This window comes from Curtobacterium sp. LFS084, from assembly GCF_047977705.1.
Taxonomy (GTDB): domain Bacteria; phylum Actinomycetota; class Actinomycetes; order Actinomycetales; family Microbacteriaceae; genus Curtobacterium.
Genome location: NZ_JBFPFM010000008.1, coordinates 63,089 through 87,889 on the forward strand (window position 1 = coordinate 63,089; position 24,801 = coordinate 87,889).

Here is a 24,801-nt window from a genome sequence, read left to right on the forward strand (position 1 = left end):
AGGCTTCTCTGCTGCGGCGACTGCGCCAGCCACCTCTGTTGGCGCGCATCCCGCCCGCGTGCTGCCTCGCAAGCGCGCCCACAGCCGGTCTCATCCGGCTCGAAAGGTCACCATGACCAACGAAGACATCCGTTTCTCCGACCTCGGCGTCCCCGCGCCGATGGTCGCCGTCCTCGCCGACCAGGGCAAGGAGACCGCGTTCCCCATCCAGGAGGACACGCTCCCCGACTCCCTGCAGGGCAAGGACGTGCTCGGCCGCGGCCGCACCGGCTCCGGCAAGACGATCGCGTTCGCGATCCCGCTCGTCGCGCGCCTCGCCGCCAGTGGCCGCAAGCGCCGCGCCGGTCGGCCCCGTGCCCTGGTGCTCGCCCCTACCCGTGAGCTCGCGACCCAGATCGACGTCGCCCTCTCCCCGCTCGCCAAGGCCATGGGCCTGAACACCACGACCGTCTTCGGCGGCGTCGGACAGGGTCGTCAGGTCGACGCCCTGCGCGGCGGCGTGGACGTCGTCGTGGCGTGCCCCGGCCGTCTCGCCGACCTCATGCAGCAGGGCCACGTCAACCTCGGCGACATCGAGGTGACCGTCCTCGACGAAGCAGACCACATGGCCGACATGGGCTTCCTCCCCGGCGTGACCAAGATCATGCAGGCCACGCCCGAGCAGGGGCAGCGCCTGCTGTTCTCCGCCACGCTCGACAACGGCGTGGACAAGCTCGTCAAGAAGTTCCTGCACAACCCGGTCATGCACTCGGTCGACGAGGCGAACAGCCCCGTCGAGGCGATGACCCACCACCTCTTCGAGGTCGCCGACGCCGACGCGAAGAAGGACCTGGTCCGGACGCTCGCGAGCGGCACCGGTCGTCGCATCCTCTTCATGCGCACGAAGCACCACGCGAAGCGCCTCGCCAAGCAGCTCAGCAGCCAGGGCATCCCGGCCGTCGACCTGCAGGGCAACCTGTCGCAGGGCGCCCGTGAGCGGAACCTCGCCAAGTTCTCCTCCGGCGAGGCCCTCGTGCTCGTCGCCACCGACGTCGCCGCCCGCGGCGTGCACGTCGACCACGTCGAGCTCGTCGTGCACGTCGACCCGCCGACCGAGCACAAGGCGTACCTGCACCGTTCGGGCCGCACCGCCCGTGCCGGTTCCTCCGGCGACGTCGTCACCGTGACGATGCCCGCCGAGCGTCGTGACGTCGCGCAGATGATGCGCGCGGCCGCGATCAAGGTCACGCCGCAGCAGGTCACCGCGAACTCCCCGGCGGTCACCACGCTCGTCGGCGAGGTCGCCCCGGTCCGCCACGTCGCACCCGAGCAGCCCCAGCAGCAGCGTCAGCCGAAGCAGCGCACCGCCGAGTCCGACACCGCTGGCGGCGGTCGTCGCCGTGGTCGCGGCGGTCGCACGGGAGGCGCGGCGCAGCCCGCGCGCACCGGCTCGGCTTCCGGGTCGTCCGGTGCAGGGCGTCGCGGCGGTCGCCCCGCCGAGGCCGGTGCCGGCGCGTCGACCGGCTCCGCCGGTGGGCAGCGCTCCGGTGCCGCGTCCGGTGGGCGCCGCAGCGGCGGCAGCCGCCGTGCGTCGAGCGACACCGTCCGTGGCGGGTCCGCTCCGGTCTGGTCGTCCGAGGGCGGCTACGCCGCCGGTCGTGGGACCGGCACCGAGTCGGGCGGCAACCGTCGTGGTGGCTCGCGCCGTGCCTCCCGACCCGCCGGTTCCGCGCGCTGACGGCTCGCGCCGCGCACAGCGCTGACCCGACCGCGACCCGCCGGTTCCGCGCGCTGATCCGAACCTTGACGCTCCCTGCGAGCCAGCATCGCAGGCGGCGTAGGTTCTCTTTCACCGGATGCCGCGCGAGCGACTGACGGGGATTTGTCCGCTGTCGGAAGGAGAGCCTATGGCTGGGATCGAAGACGTCAAGAACGCCGCTGCGAAGGCAGCTGGCAAGGCCAAGGAAGCCGTCGGGAACGTGACGGACAACGACCACCTCAAGGCGGAGGGCAAGACCGATCAGGTCAAGGCCGACACCAAGCAGGCCGGTACGGACGTCAAGGACGCCGCTTCAGGCGTGGCCGACAGCCTCAAGAACGACAACAAGTAAGCCGGTCCAGTACCGCGCTGCGAAGCCCCCGGGTCCGATTCGGATCCGGGGGCTTCGTCGTGCGTGGGGGTGGCGGCGCGCGCTACAGGAGCGCGCCGACCGATGCGAGGCCGGCGCGGAGGAGTGCTCCGCGACCGCCCTCCATCTCGTCGGCGACGGCGTCGGAGGCCGCTTCCATGGGGCTCATCCACGTCAGCTCGAGCGCGTCCTGGCGCGGCTCGCACGTCCCGGTGACGGGGACGACGTAGGCGAGGGAGATGGCGTGCTGCCGCTCGTCGGTGTAGACCGAGGCGCCCGGCAGCGGGAAGTACTCCGCGACGGTGAACGGCGTGGGGCTCGACGGCAGCTGCGGGAACGCCATCGGGCCGAGGTCCTTCTCGAGGTGCCGGAACAGCGCGGTCCGGATCGACTCGCCGAACATCACCCGCCCGGAGACGAGCGTGCGGGCGATCGAGCCGCTCGGCGAGACGCGCAGCAGCACCCCCACCTCGGTGACGACGCCGAGGCCGTCGGTCCGGACGGGGACCGCCTCGACGTAGCAGATCGGCAGTCGACGGCGGACGTTCGCGAGCTCCTCGTCGGACAGCCAGCCGGAGTCGGGGTCGGGGGTGCGCAGCGAGGCCATGCACCGTGTCTACCAGTCGTCGCGGCGAGTTCGGCGGAACGCGCGGGGATCGAGCCGCGTCGGTGCGGCAACTACAGTCGGGCGCATGATCGATCGCGACGCCGTGCAGTGGACCCGGGACCCCTCCGAGCGGGTGGGGACGCCGCTGCTCGTCGCCCTGCACGGGGTCGGGTCGAACGAGCGCGACCTGCTCGGGCTCGCGCCGGCGCTGCCGCCGTCGTGGACCGTCGCATCGCTCCGCGCACCGATGCCGTTCGGCCAGGGGTGGAGCTGGTACCCCCTCGGCACGCCGGGGTCGCCCGCGCCGGGGCCCGTCGACGAGTCCGCCGCCGAGGTCCTCGCCTGGATCGACTCGGTGGCGGCCGAGCACCCGCGGATCGGCCTGCTCGGGTTCTCGCAGGGTGGGTCGATGGCGCTGCAGCTGCTGCGTGCACGGCCGGCTGCGTTCGCCTTCGCCGTGTCGCTGTCCGGGTTCGTCGTGCCGGGCGAGCCAGGCGTGACGGACCCGCGCGACGAGGCCGTCGCCGCCGTCCGGCCCCGGGTGTTCCTCGGGCACGGCGACCTCGACCCGGTGATCCCCGGCGAGGCCACCGCCCGGACGCAGGCGTGGGCTGCGGCGCACACCGCCGTGACCGATCGCACCTACGCGGGGCTGCCGCACGCGGTGTCGGCAGCGGAGCTGGCGGACGTGGCCGCGTTCATCGGCGCGTAGCCGCGCCCGCCCCGCTCGCCCCGCTCGGCGCGCCCGGCGCGCTCGGCGCGCCCGCCCCGCTTGGTGAGCAGAAATGGTCGGGTCCGACGTGCGGACTCGACCATTGCTGCTCACGATGTGGACGGGGGGGGGGGGGGGGGGGGGGGGGCCGCGCCCCCCCCCCCCCCCCCGTCCGGGGTTCCGACGTCAGTCGGCGAGGATCTGCAGGAGGTCCTTGCGGAGCTGGTCGATCTTGGCCGTGGCCGCCTTCGCCTGCTCCTCGGTCGCGCTGGTGCGGTACATGTGCAGGACGCCCATGGTCTTCCGGAGCGCCTCGATGAACTCGCGCGACGCGTCCGGGAGGCCCGGCGCGTCGAAGGCCGCGGCGATCTCGTCCGCCTTCGCCTCGGCCTCGGCCCTGCCGGCGTCGGTCAGTTCGAAGAGCGTCTTGCGACCGTCACCCGTGGAGACGACGAGGTCCTCGTCCACGAGCTGCTGGAACGTCGGGTAGACCGAACCGGGGCTCGGCTTCCAGGCGCCGCCGGTGCGTTCGGCGATGGTCTTGATGACGGCGTAGCCGTTCTGGGGGCCCTCGGCCAGCAGGCCGAGGATCGCGAGGCGGACGTCGCCGCGGCGACGGCGTTCGCGCCCGAAGCCGGGACCGCCGGCCATCGGGCCGCCGAAGCCGGGTCCGAACCCGCGACCGAAGCCGGGGCCGAAGCCACCGCGTCCGCCGTGGTCGTGGTCACCGCGGTCGCGGCCGGGGAAGCCGGCGCCGTGGTGCTGCCGCGCGCCGCCGAAGCGGGGGCCGCGCGGGTGCTGGGTGGTGTCGAAGTCGTTGTGCATGGGTCGCATGATGCGTCCTTCCGTTGTGCTGAGTCGGCTCGCGATCGGTCTGACCGGAATCGTCTTCGTCGTATCGCGATGGGTCAACGATAGATCGGTAACTATCGCTCTGTCAAGGGGTACGTCCGCTCGGGCCGCTGTCGGTGGTGGCGGGCAGGATGGGACGGACCATGACGGACGTGCTCGAGCGCTTCTCCCCCGCCACCGCGGAGTGGTTCCGCGGCGCCTTCGCCGCACCGACCCCGGCACAGGCCGGCGCGTGGGACGCCGTCTCCACCGGGCAGCACGCGCTCGTGATCGCCCCGACGGGCTCCGGCAAGACGCTGGCCTCGTTCCTGTGGTCGATCGACCGGCTCATCAGCTCGACCGACCGGCCACCCGCGAAGCAGCGCACCCGGGTGCTCTACGTGTCCCCGTTGAAGGCACTGGGCGTCGACGTCGAACGGAACCTGCGCAGCCCGCTCGTCGGCATCACCCAGACCGCCCGGCGCCTCGGGCTCGAACCACCAGACGTCACGGTCGGGGTCCGCAGCGGTGACACCCCGTCGTCCGACCGGCAGAAGCTGCTGCGGCAGCCGCCGGACATCCTCATCACCACGCCCGAGTCGCTCTACCTGATGCTCACCTCGCAGGCGCGCGAGACCCTCGTCAACGTCGACACCGTGATCGTGGACGAGGTGCACGCGGTGGCGTCCACCAAGCGGGGAGCGCACCTCGCGGTGTCACTGGAGCGGCTCGACGACCTGCTCGAGAAGCCCGTGCAGCGCATCGGCCTCTCGGCGACGGTGCGCCCACCGGAAGAGGTCGCGCGGTTCCTCGGCGGACGCGCCCCGGTGTCGATCATCGCGCCGCCGGCGCAGAAGACCTTCGACCTGCGCGTGGTCGTCCCCGTCGACGACATGACCGAGCTCGGTGCGCCGCCGGTCGGAGCGGACGCGACGGAGTCCCCGACGAACGGCTCGATCTGGCCCCACGTCGAGGAACGGGTGGTCGACCTTGTCGAGGAACACCGGTCGACGATCGTCTTCGCGAACTCCCGACGTCTGGCCGAACGGCTGACGGCTCGGCTCAACGAGATCCACGAGGAACGGGTGCTGACGGCGGCCGGCTCCGTCGGTGACGGTGCACTCGTGCCGGCAGGCGCCTCCCCCGCCGACGACGGGCTGCCGGTCGCGCGTGGACGTCCCCAGTCGCCGGCGCGGACGTCGGCGCATGCGGTCGCACCCCAGGGGACGAAGCGGCCCCCGGCGCAGGTGATCGGCGCGTCCGGGCAGACCGGCGGCGGCGGGTCCGACGCCTCGGTGCCCGTGCTCGCCCGCGCCCACCACGGTTCCGTCTCGAAGGACCAGCGCGCGATCATCGAGGACGACCTGAAGTCTGGTCGACTGCGCTGCGTCGTCGCGACGAGTTCGCTCGAGCTCGGCATCGACATGGGCGAGGTCGACCTCGTCGTGCAGGTCGAGGCGCCGCCGTCCGTCGCCAGCGGCCTGCAGCGCGTCGGTCGCGCCGGGCACCAGGTCGGCGAGATCTCGCGCGGCGTGCTGTTCCCGAAGCACCGGGCCGACCTGGTGAACAGCGCCGTGACGGTCGAGCGGATGGTGTCCGGGCAGATCGAGTCGATCTCGGTGCCGGCGAACCCCCTCGACGTCCTGGCGCAGCACACGGTGGCGGCGGGTGCGATCGACACGGTCGACGTCGAGCACTGGTTCGAGCTGGTCCGGCGGAGCGCCCCGTTCAGCGGACTCCCCCGGTCGGCGTTCGAGGCCACGCTCGACCTCGTCACAGGCCGCTACCCGAGCGACGAGTTCGCCGAGCTCCGCCCGCGCCTGGTGTGGGACCGCGTGCACGGCACGCTGACCGGGCGACCGGGCGCGCAGCGACTCGCGGTGACCAGCGGCGGGACGATCCCGGACCGCGGCATGTTCGGCGTCTTCATGGTGGGCGAGAAGGCCTCCCGCGTCGGCGAGCTCGACGAGGAGATGGTGTACGAGTCCCGCGTGGGCGACGTCTTCGCCCTCGGCGCGACGAGCTGGCGCATCGAGGAGATCACCCACGACCGGGTGCTGGTCAGTCCGGCCTTCGGACAGCCGGGTCGCGTGCCGTTCTGGAAGGGCGACGGCATCGGTCGCCCCGCCGAGCTCGGGCGTGCCACCGGGACCTTCGTGCGCGAGGTCGAGGGAGCGTCGGACGACGACGCCCGCGCCCGGGTCGCCGCCGGCGGACTCGACGAGCGCGCGGTGACGAACCTGCTGACCTTCCTGCGCGACCAGCGTGCTGCGACCGGGCACGTGCCGAACGACACGACGCTCGTCGTGGAGCGCTTCCGCGACGAGCTCGGCGACTGGCGACTCATCCTGCACTCGCCCTACGGCATGCAGGTGCACGCGCCGTGGGCACTGGCGGTCGCCGCCCGGCTCCGGGAACGCCACGGGATCGACGGCGACGCGATGGCGGCCGACGACGGGATCGTGGTGCGCATCCCCGAGACCGACGCCGAGCCGCCCGGTGCCGACCTGTTCGTGTTCGAGCGGGACGACCTCGACGCGCTCGTCACCGACGAGGTCGGGGCGTCGGCGCTCTTCGCCGCCCGGTTCCGCGAATGTGCCGCCCGGGCGCTCCTGCTGCCCCGACGGAACCCCGGGCAGCGGTCGCCGCTCTGGCAGCAGCGGCAGCGGGCGTCGCAGCTGCTCGAGGTCGCCCAGAAGTACCCGTCGTTCCCGATCGTGCTCGAGACCGTGCGCGAGGTGCTGCAGGACGTGTACGACGTCCCCGCACTGCTGGGGATCGCCGACGACATCGCGGGGCGCCGCATCCGGTTGGTCGAGACCGAGACGGAGACCCCGTCGCCGTTCGCGCGTTCGCTGCTCTTCGGGTACGTGGCCGCGTTCATGTACGAGGGCGACTCGCCGCTGGCCGAACGTCGGGCCGCAGCGCTGTCGCTCGACTCGACCCTGCTCGGCGAACTGCTCGGTCGGGCAGAGCTGCGGGAACTCCTCGACCCCGCCGTCATCGCCTCGGTCGAACGCGACCTGCAACGCCTGTCGCCGGATCGCCGGGCGCGCGACACCGAGGGGATCGTCGACGTGCTGCGGCTCGTCGGCGCACTCGACCTCGACGAGATCGTGGACCGGAGCTGGCTGGCGGCAGCGGAAGACCGCGCCGCCGCTGCGACCGAGGTGCAGACCGCGCTCGCAGCGCTCGAACGCGACCGCCGTGTGCTCTCGTTCTCGCACGCCGGTGCGACCCGGTGGGCCGTGATCGAGGACGCCTCGCGCCTGCGCGACGCCCTCGGGGTGCCCCTGCCGATCGGCGTGCCGACGGCGTTCGTCGAACCGGTCGCGGATCCGCTCGGTGACCTGGTCGGTCGGTACTCCCGCTCGCACGGGCCGTTCTCGGCGCAGGACGCAGCCGGACGACTCGGCCTCGGGATCGCCGTGGTGCAGGACACCCTGCGGCGGCTCGTCGCCGACCGCCGTGTGGTCGAGGGCGAGTTCCGTCCCGACCGGCAGGGTGCGGAGTGGTGCGACGCCGAGGTGCTGCGCCGCATCCGCACGAAGTCGCTCGCGGCGCTCCGGCACGAGGTCGAGCCGGTCGCGCCGGACGCCCTCGCGCGGTTCCTGCCCGCGTGGCAGCACGTCCGGACGGGCGGGGCCCGCAGCGGCCTGCGCGGCATCGACGGGGTGCTCCAGGTCGTCGATCAACTCGCCGGGGTGGCCCTGCCCGCCAGCGCGTGGGAGACCCTGGTCCTGCCGGTCCGTGTCAGCGACTACGCGCCGAGCATGCTCGACGAGCTCACCGCCACGGGCGAGGTCCTCTGGTCGGGTGGTGGCACCCTGCCCGGCAACGACGGCTGGGTCCGCCTGCACCTGGCCGACACCGCCGCGACCACCTTGGCCGAGCCCTCCGGTGACGAGACGACCGAACTGCAACGGGACGTGCTCGGAGCACTGGCCGGAGGCGGGGCGTACTTCTTCCGGCAGCTCGGACAGGCGGTGGGGAGCACCGACGACACCGCCCTGTCGACCGCGCTGTGGGACCTCGTGTGGGCGGGACAGATCACGAACGACACCTTCGCGCCGCTGCGGGCGATGCTCGGCGGGAAGGCGAAGAGCTCCAGCGCGCCCCGCGCCCGGGCGTACCGCGGGCGTCGACGGCCGACGTTGCCGACGCAGTCCGGTCCGCCGTCCGTCGGTGGCCGGTGGTCCCTGCTGCCCCTGGCCGAGTCCGACTCGACCGTCCGGGCCGCGGCGACCGCCGAACAGCTGCTCGAACGGTACGGCGTCGTCACCCGCGGCGCCGTGCAGGTCGAGGGTGTCCGCGGTGGCTTCGCCGGCGTGTACCGGGTGCTCTCCCGCTTCGAGGAGTCCGGCCGGGCCCGCCGCGGGTACTTCGTCGAGGGGCTCGGGGCCGCACAGTTCGCGACCGGGCCCACCGTCGACCGGCTCCGCACGTACGCGCGAGACCTCGACGACGACGAACGCGCCGATCCAGACCGCGCCCGCGAAGCGTTGACCCTCGCGGCGACCGACCCGGCGAACCCGTTCGGGGCGTCGCTGCCGTGGCCGTCGGACTCCGCCGGCCCCGACGACGCTGCGGGCAGCGCCGACAGCACCGCTGATCGTTCCGGTGCGGCCGCGGACCCGGCTCCTGCGAAGACCACGGGAAGAGGCCACCGGCCCGGGCGCAAGGCGGGCGCGCTCGTCACGACGGTCGACGGGCACCTCGCGGTGTACGTCGAGCGTGGCGGCAAGTCGGTGCTGACCTTCACCGACGATCCGGCCGACCTCGCCGTGGCCGCGGCGTCGATCGCGGCCACCGTGCGGACCGGCCTGCGGAAGCTCTCGGTCGAGCGGGTGAACGGGGACTTCGTCCTCGAGACGCCGCTCGGTTCGGCGCTCCGCGAGGCCGGGTTCACCGCCACACCGCAGGGGTTGCGTCTCCGTGTCTGACGACTCGACGGGGGTGGCCCGTGCCTGAGGGCGACACCGTCTTCCGGGCCGCGCGACGGCTCCACACCGCCCTGGCGGGGAAGGTCCTCACCCGGAGCGACTTCCGGGTGCCGGCGTTCGCGACGCTCGACCTCGTCGGCCGCACCGTGGACGAGGTCGTTCCCCGTGGCAAGCACCTGCTGCACCGGATCGGTGACCTCACCATCCACTCGCACCTCAAGATGGAGGGCCGGTGGGACGTCTACGCCCCCGGGGACCGATGGCGTCGCCCGGCGCACCAGGCCAGAGTGGTCCTCGACGCGACCGGCGGTGGACCGGGCAGCGCCGCCGATGTCTCCACGGTCGGCTTCACCCTCGGTGTGCTCGAGGTCGTCCCTCGCGACCAGGAGTCCGAGGTCGTCGGGTACCTCGGTCCCGATCTGCTCGGTACCGACTGGGACGCCGACCTCGCCCTGGCGAACCTCGAGCGCGACCCGGAGCGTCCGATCGGCCTGGCGCTGCTCGACCAGCGGGTGCTCGCTGGCCTCGGCAACGTGTACCGGAACGAGCTGTGCTTCCTGCGCGGCGTGCTGCCGACCCGTCCGGTGCGCGAGGTGCACGACCCGGCGCGGGTGATCGCCCTGGCGAGCCGACTCATCCTCGCCAACCGGGACCGGAACGCCCGGGTGACCACCGGTGTCGACCGGCCCGGGCGGCGCTTCTGGGTGTACGGGCGAGCGGGGAAGCCGTGCCTGCGGTGTGGGACGCCGATCCGGCACGGGGAACTCGGCGACTCGGAGCTCACGCTGCGCGACACGTACTGGTGCCCGCGCTGCCAGACCTGATCGGCACACCGCGCACCGTGCGGGGTTGTCCGGCCGGTGCGCCGGCAACCGCTCGGTGCAAGCATGCAGCGCCGCACCGAGCGACCTTCCTCGCACCGGATCGCGAACGACGCACGGTGCGGGGCGGGCGGGGACCCCGCTCGAGGCGCCCGGCGGCGCCCAGCACCGTGCGTGGTCGGCCGCACGGTGCGAGGTTGCCCGGCCGGTGCGAGGTCAGCGGGCGGCGCACCGTGCGCGGTTGTTCGGCGGGTGCGCCGGCGACCGCTCGGTGCGAGCATGCAACGCCGCACCGGGCCACCTTCCTCGCACCGGATCGCGAACGACGCACGGTGCGGGGCGGACGGGGACTCCGCGCGAGGCGCCCGGGGGCGCCCAGCACCGTGCATGGTCGGCCGCGCGGTGTGAGGTTGCCCGGCCGGTGCGGGGTCAGCGCGCCGCGCACCGTGCGAGGTTGTCCAGCCGATGCGCCGGCGACCGCTCGGTGCGAGCTTGCAGCGCCGCACCGAGCCACCTTCCTCGCACCGGATCGCGAACGACGCACGGTGCGGAGCGCGCGCCTACGCCCGCGCCATGATCCACGCGAGCATGTACGAGCGCGAGTTCGCGGAGTCGACCACCGCGTCCGGCAGGTCCCGGGCCGCGCCGAGCGCCGCCCGCGCCTCCGACCGCGACGCCAACGCCCGGTACATGAGCAGGTAGTCGCCGAACTGGACGTCGTACCTGCCGTCCGGCACGGCCTCGGCGAGTACCCGGCGGATCTGCGCGGCTCCGCCGGCGGCGACGTACGACCGAGCGACGGCCGGCATCGGGATGAGCTCGATCCCCGCGGGGGCGGCCGCGGCGGCGCTGAACCACGTCGCGTGGTCGCGCTTCCCGCCCCAGGTCAGCGAGACCACCTCGTGCCGGAACTCCGGGAACGCGGACAGGTCGGGGTCGAGCACGTCCCGGCGGGCCGAAGCGGCCTCGTTCGACAGCAGCCACGTGCCCACCGACTCGAGGGACGACGACCCCGAGACCGCACCCCAGAGCGCGACGCCGTTCCACGCCGAGACGGCCTCGGACGACGACTCCTGGTTGTTGCCGTCGGCGAACGGCGAGAAGCCGGACGCCCAGGAGTGCTGCGCGTACGGGTCGTAGACGCGCAGCTGCGGGAACGAGGCCGTGGCCTCCGGCGAGGCGATGTCCGCGGCGACGAGGTCGGCGACGGTGCGCCAGCGGCTGACGAGCGCGGGGTCGTCGGCGGCCAGCACCGCGGCGGCGGACAGGATGTACCCGTAGTGGAAGTGGTGGTCGTTGAACTCGTCGGAGCCGAACGAGGCCTCCTGTCCGACGAGTCCGTGCACGGTCGGGTCGTACGCGAAGCACCGGGCGGTCCGCGCCCCGCACCCGGCGGCGTCGAACCACTGGTCGAGTTCGTCCACCACCGAGGTCTTCAGCGTGCTCGCCACCGACGGCAGGTCGAGCTCGGTCGCGAGTCGGTACAGGTTCGCGACGCGGGACAGGTCCTTCCCACCGGCGTAGCTGTCCGCCGCGTAGGACGACGCGTTCACGGTCGAGGCGTCGACGCGCACCTGGGCGACGAGCGTCGACCGGTCGGCGGACGACAGTCCGGACACATCGAGGGTGTCAGAGGGCTCGACGGTGTCGACCGCGAGCCGGAGGGCCGTGCCGGTGCAGACCGGTGCGGCGCCCTGGACGGTGTCGTAGTACAGGCCCGTGCAGTCGAGCCCGGTCGTGCCCTGCCCCGGCTGCGGGACGAGGACGCCCGGGTCGTCGGAGCCGAAGTCGTACGTCAGCGTGGTGTGCTGCTGCCCCGGCGAGGCGCTCCGCCCGAGCGCGACGCCCGTGAGCGGCCGGGCGGCCCCGACGAGCCGGTCGGTCTGTGCTGCGGTCGCGTCGTCCGGCACGGGCAGGAGGACGATGCTGCCGCCGGCCGAGAGCGCGACCGCGTCACCGTCGATCGTGCCGTCGCGGACCACGAGCTGCCAGGTGCGCCCACCGCTCGTCACGGTGCCGGTCCGGGTGCCGGTCGCGTCGATCGGCGCCGTCGTGGTGACGGTGCCGGCACGCGCGGCGGTGTAGGTCACGAGCGGCGAACCCTCGGCGAGCACGGTGTGTCCGAGGACGGTCGCGCCGCGGCGGTGCTCCACGGTCACCGACACCGCGTCGTACGCCGAGACCTCGGTCGAGGTCGCGCCGAGGTCGAGGCCGACCTGCTGCGTCGCGCCGCCGGCGATGGTCTTCTCGGTGGCCGACACGACCGGGAGCCCGGCCGCGAAGCCGTCGTCGGTCACCTGCCACGAGATCGGACTGGGGAACACGGGCTGTGGGGCGTCGCCGAACACGAGTCCGGAGAACCACCGGTTCGTCGGCGGCAGCAGGCCGTCGGCGAGGCGCATCGCGCCCGCCTTCGACGACGCGACGTCGCCGAGACGGGCGACGGCACGCGCCTGTGCCGCACCACTCGCGGAGGGTGCGGTGGTCTCGCGGGGGTGGTCCGCGCCTCCAGTCCCGGTGCACGCGGTGAGGAGCACCGCGACGGTCGTCACGACGGTGACGGCCAGGACCGGTCTGGAGGCGCGGCGCACGCCGACCCGCCGGCGCGCGTCCGGCGCCTGGTCGCGACGGGCGGACCGAGGCAGCCGGAGCACGGTCACAGGCCGATCTGCCGCGCGAAGTCGCGCACGAGGTCCGTGACGCCCGCGAGCCGGCCGTCGTCCCGCAGGTGCAGGGTGGCGTCCACCGGGGTCCCGGGGCTCGTGATGCCGGTCGTCGGCGAGGCGGACAGCTCGGGGCTCTCGACGTCGACCGTGGTCTTCGCCTGCCCCTGGTCGTTCGTCTCGACGCTGACGCTCTTCACGGTCCCGCGGATCGTCGTGTCGTTCGGGAGCACGAGGTCGACCGCGGCACCGTTGCGGATCCGCCCGTAGTCCCGTGCGGTGACGATGAAGCTCGACGTCACGAAGAGGCTGTCCTCCTTGTGGATGGTGCCGAGCTCCGAACCGGCCTGCACGTAGCCGCCCGTCTTCACGTCGACCTTCGCGACGGTGCCGGAGACCTCGGCCTTGAAGGTGATGAAGCCGTCCGCGCCGATGTCGTAGGCGCTCGTCTGCGTGTTCGCGCCCACGACGCCCTTGCGGATGTCCTGCGCCAGCTGGAGGCTCTGCACCTGCAGGAGCTCGTCGCCCTTCTGGACGGTGTCGCCCTCCTCGACGTACTCCTCGGTCACGGTGCCGCCGTAGTCGGTGCCGACGGCGTACTCCTGCGCGGCGATCGCGGCCGACGTGCTCGCCACCGCGCTCTGGCGCTGGTTGAAGACGAGCGTGCACGCCGCCACGACGACGAGCACCACGATGAGTCCGGCGAACAACCGGAGTCGGTTCGTCCAGGTCATGCTGCGATCCCTTCCCGCTGGGCGGCGATCCGGTCCGTCACACGGTTCCGGCCCTGTTCGCGGAACGCCGCGATGACGAAGGCGAGGAACACGAGGGTGTTCGTGATGTTCCACGCGGTGGCGAGTGTCAGTTGCCCGTTGTCGAGGTCGCGCCAGACGGCGACGACGCTCGTCAACGCCAGGAACACGAACACGAGCACCTGCGGGACGATGAAGTTGAACGGCGACGGCGTCCGACCGCGGGCCGCTCCCGTGACGTGCCAGGCCTGCTCCTTGCCGCACACGACGTTCCAGAGCGCGCTCGCGTAGATCGGGAACGAGACCGCCGCGAGCAGGAGCGTCTCGTACCGGAACGACCCGAGGGCGTAGAACGCGAGGAGCACCTGCACGCCGTAGAAGCCGAGGTAGAACAGCACCCACTCGCCGGCACCGATCGACAGGTTCATCGGGCGCAGGTCGAAGTAGATCTCGAGTGGCGGCACGAGCAGGAGGAGCCCGGGGACGATGCCCGTCAGGTAGAAGCTCGCGGTGACGAGGTACTGCAGCCGCTGGTCCATCGTGAGCCGGTGCTTCGGACGGAACGGGAAGTGCGTGAGCAGGATCTCGAAGCCGCCCGTGGCCCACCGGAGCTGCTGCTTCGTGAAGCCCTCGATGGTCTCCGGGGCATCGCCGACGGCGAGGGTCATCGGGATGAAGACGGTCTTCCAGCCGCGCTCGTGGAGCATCAGGCTGGTCCAGACGTCCTCGGACTTCGAGTCGGTGTACATGCCGCCGATCTCGTCGATCGCCTCGCGGCGGAAGATGACGTTCGTCCCGACGCAGAACGCCGCGTTGAAGCGGTTCCGTCCGGGCTGGATGAACCGGTAGAACACCGTCTGCATGTACCCGGCGCCGCGGGACACCAGGTTGTGGAGGTTGCCGTACGACTGCGGCGTCTGCACGAAGGCGATGCCGTCGTCGGCGAAGAACGGCACGGTCTCGAACAGGAAGTCCGGCTTCGGCACGAAGTCGGCGTCGAACACCGCGAAGTAGTCGCCCTTCGCCAGGGTCAGCGCGTGGTTGATGTTGCCGGCCTTCGCGCCGTGCGACGAGAGCCGTCGGACGTACCGGGCGCCGAGCTCCTCGGCGAGCGCGCGGACGTCGTCGCTCCGGCCGTCGTCGAGCACCCAGGTGCGGTGCTCGCCGCGCATCGCGACCGCCGCCTGCACGGTGGCGGCGACCTTGCTGAGCTCCTCGCCGTAGACGGTGATGAAGACGTCGACCTCGACCCGACGTCCGCGGACGTGCATCGGCCAGCGGTGGGGCTGGTCGGCGGCACCGCTGCGGGCGATGGTGTCGCGGTCGAACAGGGTGTCCTGGGTGTGGTGGAACGCGAAGTCCCGAGGGTCGGAGCCGCCGGACAGGATCGTCCACATCGACAGGAGCGCCTGTCCGACGAGCACGCTCTCGGCCACGATCACGAGCCCGTACGGCAGGAAGTCGCCGCGGTTGGCCGGATCGAGCAGGAACACCGCGTACGCCATCACGCCGAGCGTGGCGACGAGCACGATGAGGACCATCACGGGGCTGTGCGCGCGGCTCTCCGCCCGGGGTCGGACGTAGGGCACCGGCTCGGTCTGCCGGCGGCGGCGGGCCCGCTCGCGGTCACGCGGGGTGAGTGGGGCGGGGAGCTGGAAGTCCGGGGACTGCAGCTCGTCGGTCGTGCGGGCGGGCGGTTGGAGTCGCGTCGGGGTACGACGGACGTCCGGCGGTGCGGACATGGCGTGGTCTCCTGTCGGGTTCGGAGAGGACTCACGCGTCGTCGAGCGCAGGCGCCGACGCATCGTGAGACGGGCGTCGGCGGCTGCGGCGACATGGATCCGGACCCTCGGGAGGTCCGGCCGGCGAGGACTAGGGATCCTCGGCCGGCGGGGTCGCGACCGTGGGTGCGGTCGCGGTGTTCGGTGTTTCGTGTCGTGGAGCGGTCGTGCTCCCGACGGCCCGTCGCCGTCGGTCCTGCGATCGTAGGGCGGCCCACGGGCCCGCTTCGTGACGAACGTGTGAACACGGGCCCGGGCGGGCTGATCGTGCGGTTTCCCGCAACGGACGCGACGGGAAGCGGACAGCCCCGACGGCCGGGCGGCCCGCCCTGCCGCGTGTCAGGCCGCCCGGCCGCGTGTCAGGCCGCCGAACGGTCCGTGGCGGGGCGGCGGCGGAGAGCCGCGTCGAGGACCGCCGGCGGGTTGTACTGCTGGTCGAGCCGACCGACGTCGGTGCCGGGTGGGACGATCGCGTCGATGCGGTCGAGGACCTCGTCGGAGAGCGCCACGTCGGCGCCGGCGAGCAGGTCGTCGAGCTGCTCCATCGAGCGTGGGCCGATCAGGGCGCTCGTGACGCCGGGGTGCGCGATCGCGAACGCCATCGCGAGGTGGGTCATCCGGATGCCGGTCTCCTCGGAGAGTGCGACGACCTGTTCCACGGCGTCGATCCGTCGCTCGTCGCGGTTGTGTCGGAACATGGTCGCGCGGGCGAGGTCGGTGTCCTGCCCCTTCCGGAACCGGCCGGTCAGCATGCCACCGGCGAGGGGGCTCCAGACGAGTGCTCCCATGCCGTGGCGCTGGACGGTCGGGAGGACCTCGCGCTCGATGCCGCGGTTGAGGATCGAGTAGGTCGGCTGTTCGGTGCGGAATCGTTCGAGGCCACGGCGCTCGGACGTCCACTGCGCCTCGACCTGCATCGACGCGGGGAAGTCCGAGCTGCCGATCGCCCGGACCTTGCCGCTGCGGACCAGGTCGGTCAGTGCGGACAGGGTCTCCTCGAGGTCGACCGTGTCGTCGGGTCGGTGCGCCTGGTAGAGGTCGATGTGGTCGGTCCGCAGACGGCGGAGCGACCCCTCCACCGCCTGCATGATCCACCGCCTCGAGTTCCCCCGGCGGTTCGGGTCGTCGCCCATCGGGCCGTTGAACTTCGTGGCGAGGACGACGTCGTCGCGTCGCCCGACGAGTGCCTTGCCGAGCAGTTCCTCGGAGCCGCCCTGCGAGTAGCGGTCGGCGGTGTCGATGAGGTTGATGCCGGCGTCGAGTGCACGGTGGACGATGCGGATCGAGTCCTGTTCGTCGCCGTTGCCGATGCTGCCGTCGGTGCCGAGCATCATGGCGCCGAGCGCGAAGGGGCTGACCTGGATGCCGGTGCGGCCGAGGGTGCGGTACTGCATGTGCGGTTCCTCCTGTCGATGGCGTCCCGGGGCACGGTGCCGTATCGTGGACCGAAGTGGAACGCCCTTCCGGAACTATACGGAATGGTTTTCCGTTTACGCAAGAGGAGGACTCCGTGCGCGCCGACGCCCGACGCAATGCCGACGCCCTGACCGACGCCGCCAAGGCCGTCTTCGCGAGCGACGGGGTGGACGCCCCCGCGAAGCTGATCGCCGACCGGGCCGGCGTCGGCGTCGGCACGCTCTACCGGCGGTTCCCGCAGCGCTCGGACCTCGTCGTCGCCGTGTTCCAGCGGGCGGTCGAGTCGACGGCGGCCGCCGCGGACGAGCTCGCGGCTGCGCACGCTCCCGACGAGGCGCTCGCCCGCTGGCTGCAGCGGTTCACCGAGTTCGTCGCGACGAAGCGGGGACTCGCCGCGGCCCTGCACTCCGGGGATCCGGCGTTCGCAGCCCTGCCCGAGTACTTCGTCGGCCGACTCGGCGGCGCGCTCGGCGGACTCCTCGAGGCGGCGGCCGAAGCCGGGACGATCCGTCCCGACGTGGACGCCCAGCAGCTCCTGCACGCGGTGGCGGACCTGTGCCACGGGGCCGCGTCGATCGAACAGAGCCAGATGCTCGTCGGACTGCTCGTGGACGGCCTCCGCTACCGCGCGACCGTCTGACCGACCGGGTGGAGGCGCTCGGCCGCCGTCGCCCGGACGGCCTCGGCCACGCGTTCGAGCAGCGGCGAGGCCAGGTTCCAGCGCTGCCACCACAGCGCCACGTCCGCGCGGCGCCCGGGGGTGAGTTCGACGAGGTCGCCGTGCTCGAGGGCGTCGAGGCACTGGGCCTCCGGCAGCATCCCCCAGCCGAAGCCGAGCGACACCGCACGGGCGAAGTCCGCCGAGGTCGGGACGAAGTGCCGGGGGCCGGACGGGGCGTGCCCGAGCACCCGGCGCAGGTACCCCTGCTGCAGGTCGTCGTCACGGTCGTAGTCCACCAGGGGCACGCGGTCGAGGAGTCGCGTCATCCGCTGCTCGCTGTCGACACCCGGCAGGTACCGCGCCACGAACGACGGGGAGGCCACCGCCCGGTACCGGTCGATCCCAAGCGGCACCGAGGAACAGCCCTGCACGGGTTCGGCCTCGGCCGTCACGGCGGCCATCACCGCGCCCGCGCGGAGGAGTTCGGCGGTGCGGTCCTGGTCCTCGCGGTGGAGGTCGAACACGACCTCGGTGTCGGCGCGCACGAGGGCGAGCGCGTCGAGGAACCACGTGCCGAGCGAGTCGGCGTTCACCGCGAGCGGGATCAACGGCACGACCGACTCCCCGCCGCCGAGCGCCCGCGCGGTCTCCTCGTCGAGCAGCTGCGCCTGTCGTGCGTGGCGGAGGACGACCTCGCCGTCGGGCGTCGGGCGGACCGGTGTCGTCCGCTGCAGGAGCACCCGACCGACCTGCTGCTCCATCGACTTGATCCGCTGCGACACCGCCGACGGCGTGATGGACAGTGCCCGGGCAGCGGCGTCGAGGGTGCCGTGGTCGACCGCGGCGAGGAGGGTCTCGAGGTGTTCGCGCTGCAGCCCTGGCATGCAGCTGAGCTTACGCAGCATCAGGAACGTGAGCTGTACTGCATCGGGGTGCGCTCCTACGCTCGAGCCGTGACCGCCCTCCTCCCCCTGCTCGCCGGCCTCGGCACCGGACTCGCGCTCATCGTCGCGATCGGCGTGCAGAACACGTACCTGCTGCGCCTCGCGGTGACCTCGTCCGTGCGCGTCGTCGCGGCCGCGGTCGTCGTCTGCGCCCTGTCGGACGCCGTGCTCATCCTGGCGGGGGTGCTCGGCGTGGGGGTCGTGGTCGAGCGCTTCCCGGTCGCGCTCGTCGTCATCCGCTTCGTCGGGGCGGCGTTCCTCGTGACCTACGGGGTGCTCGCGGCCCGTCGTGCGCTGTGGCCGTCGGGCGAGTCCCTGCGGGTCGAGTCCGAGGCGGCGGACGACGGCGTCCCGGCGGCGATCGCGCCCGCGACTGCGCCCGCGGACGAACACCGCGCCCCGTCAGGATCGGGCGCAGTGTCCGGTGCGGGGCGCGGTGCGGCCGTCCACCCGGCCGGGGCCGGTGCCGCGGCGACGGCCCCGACGACGGTGGCAGCGGGGCGGACGCGCACCGCGCCTCCTGGTCGGGCCGCGACCGTGCGGACGGCCGTCGTGACGATGCTCCTGTTCACCTGGGCGAACCCGCACGTGTACCTGGACACGCTCGTGTTCCTCGGCTCGGTCGCGAACCAGCAGGGGCCGGCGGACCGGTGGTGGTGGACGGCCGGGGCGGTCCTCGCGAGCTGCCTGTGGTTCGGTGCGCTCGGGTTCGGCGGACGGCTCCTGCGACCGCTGTTCGCGAAGCCGCTGACGTGGCGCGTGTTCGACGGTCTCGTCGCGCTCGTCATGCTGGGCTTCGGCGCGACCCTCGCGCTCGGCGCCTGACGCGGCGCCGACGTGGGGCCGCGTGGCTGCGTGGAACCAGGTTTCCGACACCGAACCAGCCCCTGCGCGTGGTTCGGTGTCGGAAACCTGGTTCGACCCGTCCGCCAGCGCCCGCGCCAGCGCCCGCGCCCGCGCCAGCGCCCGCGTCAGCGCCCTACTGCAGGCCCTTGCCCACCCGGCTGTTGCGACGGCTGTAGCCGAAGTAGATCGCGAACCCGATCACGAGCCAGATGACGAACCGCAGCCACGTCTCGACCTCGAGGTTCAGCATCAGCCAGAAGCACAGCACCGCCGACACGATCGGCAGCACCGGCGACCACGGCACCCGGAAGGCGCGCGGGGCGTCCGGACGCGTGCGACGCAGCACGACGATGCCGATCGACACCAGGACGAACGCCGACAGCGTGCCGATGTTGATCATGCCCTCGAGCTTGTCCACCGCCGTGAAGCCGGCCAGCAGTGCCACGACGACGCCCGCGACGACCTGCACGCGCACGGGGGTCTGCGTCCTCTCGTTCGTCTTCGAGAACCAGCGCGGCAGCAGGCCGTCGCGGCTCATCGAGAACACGATGCGGGACAGACCGAGCAGCAGCACCATGACGACCGTCGTGAGACCGATCAGGGAGCCGATCGCGATGATCCCGGCGGCCCACGGCAGGCCGACGATGGAGAACGCCGAGGCGAGGGACGGCGCGTCCTCCTGCGCCAGACGCTGGTACGAGACCATGCCGGTGATGACGATGCTGACGCCCACGTAGAGCAGCGTCACGATGCCGAGGCCGATGAAGATGCCGCGGGGCAGGGTCTTCTGCGGGTTCTCGGTCTCCTCGGCGCTCGTCGCCACGACGTCGAAGCCGATGAACGCGAAGAACACGAGGGAGGCCGCGGCGAGCAGACCGAAGACGCCGTACTGGGCGGGCTCGGACCCGGTGAACCAGGACACGAGCGACTGGGTCCAGACGCTCCCCTCGGCACCCTTGGCGGGTTCGGCCGGCGGGATGAAGGGGGTGAAGTTCGCGGCCTTGACGAAGAACGCACCGGCGACGATGACGAAGACGACGATCGCGACCTTGATGATCGTGATGACGGCCGAGACCCGGCTCGACAGGCGGGTGCCGAAGGCGAGCAGGACCGTGAAGATGCCGACGATGAGCACCGGCCCCCACGTGAACGGGACCGGGCCGAGCTGGATCGTGCTCGGCAGGGCCACGCCGAACACGTTGAACGCCTCGCTGAGGTAGATCCCCCAGTACTTCGCGATCACGGCGCTGGCGGTGAGCGTCTCGAGGATGAGGTCCCAACCGACGATCCACGCGAGGAGCTCGCCCATCGTGGCGTAGGTGAACGTGTAGGCGGAGCCGGCGACCGGGATCGTCGACGCGAACTCGGCGTAGCACATGATCGCCAGGCCGCACGTGACGGCGGCGAGCAGGAACGAGATGATCACGCCGGGACCGGCGAAGTTCGCGGCGGCGTTCGCGCCGACCGAGAAGATGCCGGCGCCGACGGCGACGGCGATGCCCATCGCCGCGATGTCGAAGGTCTTCAGCGACCGTTTGAGGGAGCGCCCCTTCTCCTCGGAGTCAGCGAGGGACGCCTCGATCGACTTGATGCGGAGCTTCGGTGCCATGGGGTGGTTCCCGTCATCGGCTGGCGGCGGACCCCGCGAGAGTACTGGTGTACCACCCCGGCACGCAAACGGCGGGGATGTCCCGTTCCGGGCCGGGAGGCGCGGCTCGGCTCAGGCGGATCGGCGCCAGCCCGACAGGAAGCGGGCTCCGGCCTCGTCGTGGATCACGCCGTCCGGTGCCGTGAGGACCGGGTACGGCGTGGCTGGGACCCCGTCGGACGGACGGACGTCGACGTGCGCGACCTCGTGCCCGTTCGCGTGCAGCCAGTCCGCCATCGCGTAGTCGCTCCGGGAGTCGCCCATCGTCCGCCACGCGAGCGGCAGCTCGCCGTCCTGCGCGAGGAGCTCGAGCGACCGCTCGGCACCCATGTCCTTGCCGCTGCGGTCGGACTCGACGTCGGTCGAGATGATCGTCGGGTCGATGCGCCACTGCACGACCCCGGCGGCGTCGGGGCGGACGTCGTCGAGCCGTCGGACCCCGAGTCCGCGGCGCTCGAGCGCCGCCATCGCCTTCGCGTCGAACTCCGGCTGGCGCGCGAGGTACGTCTGGTTCGGCACCTCGACGCGCTGCTCGATGGACACCATGGCGCGCTTGGTCTCGTCGAAGAACACCAGGTCGGCGTACTCGTCGCGGACGAGCTCCCGCATCTCGTCGGCGTAGTCCCTCGGCAGGGCGAGGTCCTCGGCGACGGTCAGCTCGCCCATGCCGCCCTCGTACTGCGGCCCGATCGAGCACCAGACGGCGCCCTTCTCGCACACGGCGTGCACGCGGCCGCCGGCGGCGAGACCCCCCTCGAGGAGCGGTCCGACGACCTCCTGCCGGATGAAGGCGTCGCTGCGGCCGGTGTTGAAGACGACCGGGATGCCCTCGGCGGCGAGCGCGACGAGGTCCTGGACGATGCGCGGGATCGCGATGGTGCGCGAGACGGGGCTGGCGATGGGCCCGTCGACGTCGAGCAGGAGGCCGAGACGAGGTGCGTTCACGACGACCATCCTTGCAGCCCCGGTGGTCAGCGCCGTGCGTTCGTCCGCACCGTGAGGCGGTCGAGCAGCTCGCCGAGCGCCTCGGGGGCGGGGACGTGTCCCTGTCCGGGCACCTCGGTGTACTCCGACCCCGGGACGGCTTCGACGACCGCGCGAGCCGCCTGCCGCATCCACTCGAGCCCGTCGCCACCCGCCGCGACGAGGACCGGCACGCCCACGGCCGCGGCCACCCGCTCGGGGATCGCGAGGCCGTTGAGCACCCGGACGTCGCGGCTCAGGACGTGCGCGTCGACGACGAGGGAGCGCCACAGCGAACCCTTCAGCCGGAGCGCCGTGATCTGGCCCATCGGGACGCCGAGGACGTGCGCGAGGAACGCCCGGACAGCCTGGGCCCGACGACCGCTCGCGACGTGCTCGTCGAGCGCATCGGCGAACACGACGTCGTCGGCGTGCGGGTCGACCGTGGCGCGGTAGGGCGGTTCCCACAGCACGGCGGCGTCGAGTCGGACCCCGCCCGCGATCGCGTGCAGCACCACCCCGGCGCCGACGCACAGGCCGACCGCGGTGATCGGCCCCTCGACGTCGGCGACGACGGCCGCGAGGTCCTCGACCTCGCGCTCGATCGACCACGGTTCGGTGTCGCCGCTCGAGCCGCGGCCGCGCCGGTCGTAGGTGAGCACTCGGTAGCGGTCGCGGAGCGCCGCGGTCAGTGCGGTGACGAAGGGGGTGCCGTGGTGGTCGAACGCCCCGCCGACGACCACGAGCGCGGGGCCCGCTCCGGCGTCGGACACGGCGAGCACCGTGCCGTCCGCGGAGACGACCGTGCGGTCGACGTGCTGGTCCATGGGGGTCCTCGAAGGTGGTTCGACCGCGGTGTGCCGCAGGTGTGCGTGGGTCCTTCGGGTCTGGTCCGTGGCGGGTCGGTTGTGTCGAGCATGACAGCACTGCGCCGTCGCGTCGACACCCGCAACCAGGGGGAGGACGCCCGTGCGCCCGCCCGGGCTCAGACGAGCGCGGTCGTCCCCACCGACTCCCGCTCGAGCAACGACCGCTTCACGTCGAGCCCCCAGGCGAACCCGCCGAGGGTGCCGTCGGTCCGCAGCACCCGGTGGCACGGCACGAACAGCGCCGGGGCGTTCCGGGCGCAGACGCTCGCCGCGGCGCGGACGGCGTCGGGTCGCCCCATCGCCGCCGCGAAGCCGGTGTAGGTGAGCGTCGCGCCCGCGGGGACCAGTCGGAGCTGCCGCCACCCCTCGGTGAAGAGCTCCGTGCCGAACTGCCGCACGGGCACCTGCATCGCGTGGTCGACCTCGCCCGCGTAGAAGGCGTCGACGGCATCGGCCGAGGCCACCCGCCCGTCGGCGATGCGGTCGGGTCGGTGTCGGTCGGCGAGGCGCGCGAGGATGCGCTCGACCGAGTCGGTCCAGCCCGAGGCGAGGACACGGCCCTCGGTGTCCTCGAGCACGGTGAAGGGGCCGTCGGGGGTGTCCAGGGTCTGGATCGTCGCGTCGGTCATCGTTCGTCCTTCCGGGCGGCCGGAGCCGCGGTCGTCGTGCTGGTCGGCACGGTCGTCGCCGTCGCGCGGTCGATGATCGGTCGCCAGCAGTGCATGGTGAGGTAGCTCCGCCACGGCGCCACCTGCTCAGACCATAGGGAGAGTTCGCGCGGCGAACCGGGCAGACCGAGTTCCTGTGCACCGTTCCGCACGGCGAGGTCGCTGTGGAGGAAGACGTCCGGGTGGTGGCGGACCCGGAGCGCCACGTAGTCGGCGGTCCAGGGACCGATGCCCTTCACCGCGAGGAGCCCGGCGCGCAGCTCGTCGAGCGACTGGCCGGCGTCGACCACCAGCGATCCGTCGGCGAGCGCGGCGGCCACCCGCAGGATGGTGTCCACGCGGGCCGCCGGTCCCCGCAGGACCTCGTGCCCCCGCGAAGCGATCGCGGCGGCGGACGGGAAGAGCAGGCCGTCCGGCGCGATCGCGGACGGCACGGGCGCACCGAGCGCCGCCACCAGCCGGGTCTGGGCCGTCCGGGCCGCCGCGACGGACACCTGCTGGCCGATGAGCGTGCGGAACACGATCTCGTGCGGGTCGACCGCGCCCGGCAAGCGGATGCCGGGCACGCGTCGGACGGCGCCAGTCAGCTCGGGCACCGCGCCGAGGACGGCGTCGACCGCCTCCGGGTCGGCGTCGAGGTCGAAGTACGACCGCACCCGGGCCACGAGCGTCGGCAGGTCGGAGAGGTCCGTGACGCGCACGCGCAGGTCGATCCCGGTGCCCCGCCCGTCCGCGCTCGGGACCGCGGCCGACGCGCTGAACCAGGCCGCGCCTCCTGGCAGGTCGAGCACCCGTCCGTACGACGTGACCCGCCCCGCGTCGTCGACCTCGACCTGTTCCGTGCCCGCCAGGGCGTGGAGGGCGTGCCAGTCGAGGAGCCCCTGCGCGTCGAACGGCGCCCGTGCCGGCAGGTGCACGTGCAGCGCCCCGTCCACCACCGGCTGCGACGTTCGCCGCGCGCGGAGCCCGGTCGGGGTGACCGCGAAGACCTCGCGCACGGTGTCGTTGAACTGGCGGACGCTCGCGAACCCGGCGGCGAACGCGACGTCCGCGACGGGCAGGTCGGACGACGTGAGCAGGGTCCGTGCCGTCTGCGCGCGGTGTGCCCGGCTGAGCGCCTTCGGTCCGGCGCCCAGCTCGGCGGTCATGATGCGGTTCAGCTGCCGTTCCGAGTAGCCGACGCGGGCCGCGAGGCCGGGGACCCCGTCGCGCTCGACGACGCCGTCGAGGACCAGCCGCATCGCCCGTCCGGCGACGTCCTCGCGCACGTCCCACTCGGGGCTGCCCGGGGTCGCCTCGGGCAGGCAGCGCTTGCACGCGCGGTAGCCGGCGAGGTGCGCCGCCGCGCTCGTGCGGTAGAACGTGACGCCGGCCGCGCCGGGGGTCCGGGCCGGACACGAGGGTCGGCAGTAGATGCCGGTGGAGTGCACGGCGGTGACGAACTGCCCGTCGAACCGGGCGTCGCGCGAGGCGACGGCGCGGTGGCGCTCGGCGTGCAGGGCGTCTGGTGCGGTGGACATGCCTCCAGCCTGACACGGGTCACCGACATCGACTGGCGGGAATCGGAC

19 protein-coding genes are annotated in these 24,801 nt (G+C 72.8%); 7 read left to right on the top strand and 12 right to left on the bottom strand.

Features of this window, described 5'->3' with window-relative positions; genetic code table 11:
* Positions 1 to 112 precede the first annotated feature (112 nt).
* Positions 113 to 1,717: a DEAD/DEAH box helicase gene (locus ACNQOV_RS07055; RefSeq protein WP_416393938.1), complete on the top strand. Its 1,605-nt coding sequence runs from the start codon at positions 113 to 115 to the stop codon at positions 1,715 to 1,717.
* 169 nt (positions 1,718 to 1,886) lie between these two features.
* Positions 1,887 to 2,090: a CsbD family protein gene (locus ACNQOV_RS07060; protein WP_022906919.1), complete on the top strand. Its 204-nt coding sequence runs from the start codon at positions 1,887 to 1,889 to the stop codon at positions 2,088 to 2,090.
* 82 nt (positions 2,091 to 2,172) lie between these two features.
* Here ACNQOV_RS07060 and ACNQOV_RS07065 read toward each other — a convergent pair whose 3' ends face one another.
* Positions 2,173 to 2,715 (bottom strand): NUDIX hydrolase family protein, encoded by a 543-nt coding sequence (locus tag ACNQOV_RS07065; protein ID WP_022906920.1) that lies wholly within the window; start codon positions 2,713 to 2,715, stop codon positions 2,173 to 2,175.
* Between the two features lie 85 nt (positions 2,716 to 2,800).
* On the opposite strand from ACNQOV_RS07065, the gene ACNQOV_RS07070 reads away from it, so the two are divergent.
* Positions 2,801 to 3,427 (top strand): alpha/beta hydrolase, encoded by a 627-nt coding sequence (locus ACNQOV_RS07070; protein WP_416393939.1) that lies wholly within the window; start codon positions 2,801 to 2,803, stop codon positions 3,425 to 3,427.
* A 186-nt stretch (positions 3,428 to 3,613) separates the two neighbouring features.
* Here the strand turns inward: ACNQOV_RS07070 and ACNQOV_RS07075 are convergent, their stop codons facing one another.
* The gene (locus tag ACNQOV_RS07075) at positions 3,614 to 4,252 is read right to left on the bottom strand and encodes a PadR family transcriptional regulator (protein WP_416393940.1); all 639 of its coding nucleotides are present in this window, start codon (positions 4,250 to 4,252) and stop codon (positions 3,614 to 3,616) included.
* A 170-nt stretch (positions 4,253 to 4,422) separates the two neighbouring features.
* On the opposite strand from ACNQOV_RS07075, the gene ACNQOV_RS07080 reads away from it, so the two are divergent.
* Together ACNQOV_RS07080 and ACNQOV_RS07085 are read left to right on the top strand one after the other, a co-directional pair.
* Entirely contained in the window at positions 4,423 to 9,201 is a 4,779-nt protein-coding gene (locus ACNQOV_RS07080; protein ID WP_416393941.1) for a DEAD/DEAH box helicase, read from the top strand.
* Positions 9,202 to 9,221: 20 nt separating this feature from the next.
* Complete coding sequence (locus ACNQOV_RS07085) at positions 9,222 to 10,025, top strand: Fpg/Nei family DNA glycosylase (RefSeq protein ID WP_416393942.1); 804 nt, start codon at positions 9,222 to 9,224, stop codon at positions 10,023 to 10,025.
* A gap of 557 nt (positions 10,026 to 10,582) precedes the next feature.
* Here ACNQOV_RS07085 and ACNQOV_RS07090 read toward each other — a convergent pair.
* The 4 genes from ACNQOV_RS07090 to ACNQOV_RS07105 all read right to left on the bottom strand — a co-directional run bounded on the left by ACNQOV_RS07090 (position 10,583) and on the right by ACNQOV_RS07105 (position 16,612).
* Positions 10,583 to 12,682: a glycosyl hydrolase gene (locus ACNQOV_RS07090; RefSeq protein ID WP_416405900.1), complete on the bottom strand. Its 2,100-nt coding sequence runs from the start codon at positions 12,680 to 12,682 to the stop codon at positions 10,583 to 10,585.
* A complete protein-coding gene (locus tag ACNQOV_RS07095) occupies positions 12,679 to 13,419 on the bottom strand; it encodes an HlyD family efflux transporter periplasmic adaptor subunit (protein WP_022906409.1) in 741 nt (246 codons plus the stop codon). Before ACNQOV_RS07095 ends, ACNQOV_RS07090 begins: the two co-directional genes overlap by 4 nt.
* Positions 13,416 to 15,179, bottom strand: coding sequence for a glycosyltransferase (locus tag ACNQOV_RS07100; RefSeq protein ID WP_022906410.1), 1,764 nt, complete (start codon positions 15,177 to 15,179; stop codon positions 13,416 to 13,418). Before ACNQOV_RS07100 ends, ACNQOV_RS07095 begins: the two co-directional genes overlap by 4 nt.
* Positions 15,180 to 15,577: 398 nt before the next feature.
* Complete coding sequence (locus ACNQOV_RS07105; RefSeq protein ID WP_416393944.1) at positions 15,578 to 16,612, bottom strand: aldo/keto reductase; 1,035 nt, start codon at positions 16,610 to 16,612, stop codon at positions 15,578 to 15,580.
* Positions 16,613 to 16,728: 116 nt separating this feature from the next.
* Between ACNQOV_RS07105 and ACNQOV_RS07110 the strand changes: the two genes are divergently transcribed.
* The gene (locus ACNQOV_RS07110; protein WP_022906412.1) at positions 16,729 to 17,274 is read left to right on the top strand and encodes a TetR/AcrR family transcriptional regulator; all 546 of its coding nucleotides are present in this window, start codon (positions 16,729 to 16,731) and stop codon (positions 17,272 to 17,274) included.
* Here the strand turns inward: ACNQOV_RS07110 and ACNQOV_RS07115 are convergent.
* Positions 17,256 to 18,179 carry a LysR family transcriptional regulator ArgP gene (locus ACNQOV_RS07115; RefSeq protein WP_416393945.1) on the bottom strand — a complete coding sequence of 308 codons (924 nt, stop codon included), beginning with the start codon at positions 18,177 to 18,179 and terminating at the stop codon, positions 17,256 to 17,258. The two genes, ACNQOV_RS07110 and ACNQOV_RS07115, sit on opposite strands and share 19 nt — an antisense overlap.
* 69 nt (positions 18,180 to 18,248) lie before the next feature.
* Here ACNQOV_RS07115 and ACNQOV_RS07120 point away from each other — a divergent pair, with 69 nt between their 5' ends.
* Positions 18,249 to 19,064, top strand: coding sequence for a LysE/ArgO family amino acid transporter (locus ACNQOV_RS07120; protein ID WP_416393946.1), 816 nt, complete (start codon positions 18,249 to 18,251; stop codon positions 19,062 to 19,064).
* Positions 19,065 to 19,218: 154 nt separating this feature from the next.
* Here ACNQOV_RS07120 and ACNQOV_RS07125 read toward each other — a convergent pair whose 3' ends face one another.
* The 5 genes from ACNQOV_RS07125 to ACNQOV_RS07145 form a co-directional block, all read right to left on the bottom strand.
* Positions 19,219 to 20,694, bottom strand: a complete 1,476-nt coding sequence (locus ACNQOV_RS07125; RefSeq protein ID WP_416393947.1) for an APC family permease — start codon at positions 20,692 to 20,694, stop codon at positions 19,219 to 19,221.
* A 111-nt stretch (positions 20,695 to 20,805) separates the two neighbouring features.
* Entirely contained in the window at positions 20,806 to 21,687 is an 882-nt protein-coding gene (locus ACNQOV_RS07130; protein ID WP_416393948.1) for a hypothetical protein, read from the bottom strand.
* A gap of 17 nt (positions 21,688 to 21,704) precedes the next feature.
* Complete coding sequence (locus tag ACNQOV_RS07135; protein ID WP_022906417.1) at positions 21,705 to 22,523, bottom strand: alpha/beta fold hydrolase; 819 nt, start codon at positions 22,521 to 22,523, stop codon at positions 21,705 to 21,707.
* A gap of 158 nt (positions 22,524 to 22,681) precedes the next feature.
* Positions 22,682 to 23,194 (bottom strand): methylated-DNA--[protein]-cysteine S-methyltransferase, encoded by a 513-nt coding sequence (locus ACNQOV_RS07140; protein ID WP_416393949.1) that lies wholly within the window; start codon positions 23,192 to 23,194, stop codon positions 22,682 to 22,684.
* The gene (locus tag ACNQOV_RS07145; RefSeq protein ID WP_416393950.1) at positions 23,191 to 24,753 is read right to left on the bottom strand and encodes an AlkA N-terminal domain-containing protein; all 1,563 of its coding nucleotides are present in this window, start codon (positions 24,751 to 24,753) and stop codon (positions 23,191 to 23,193) included. The genes ACNQOV_RS07140 and ACNQOV_RS07145 overlap by 4 nt, the downstream gene beginning before the upstream one ends.
* Between the last annotated feature and the right edge of the window lie 48 nt (positions 24,754 to 24,801).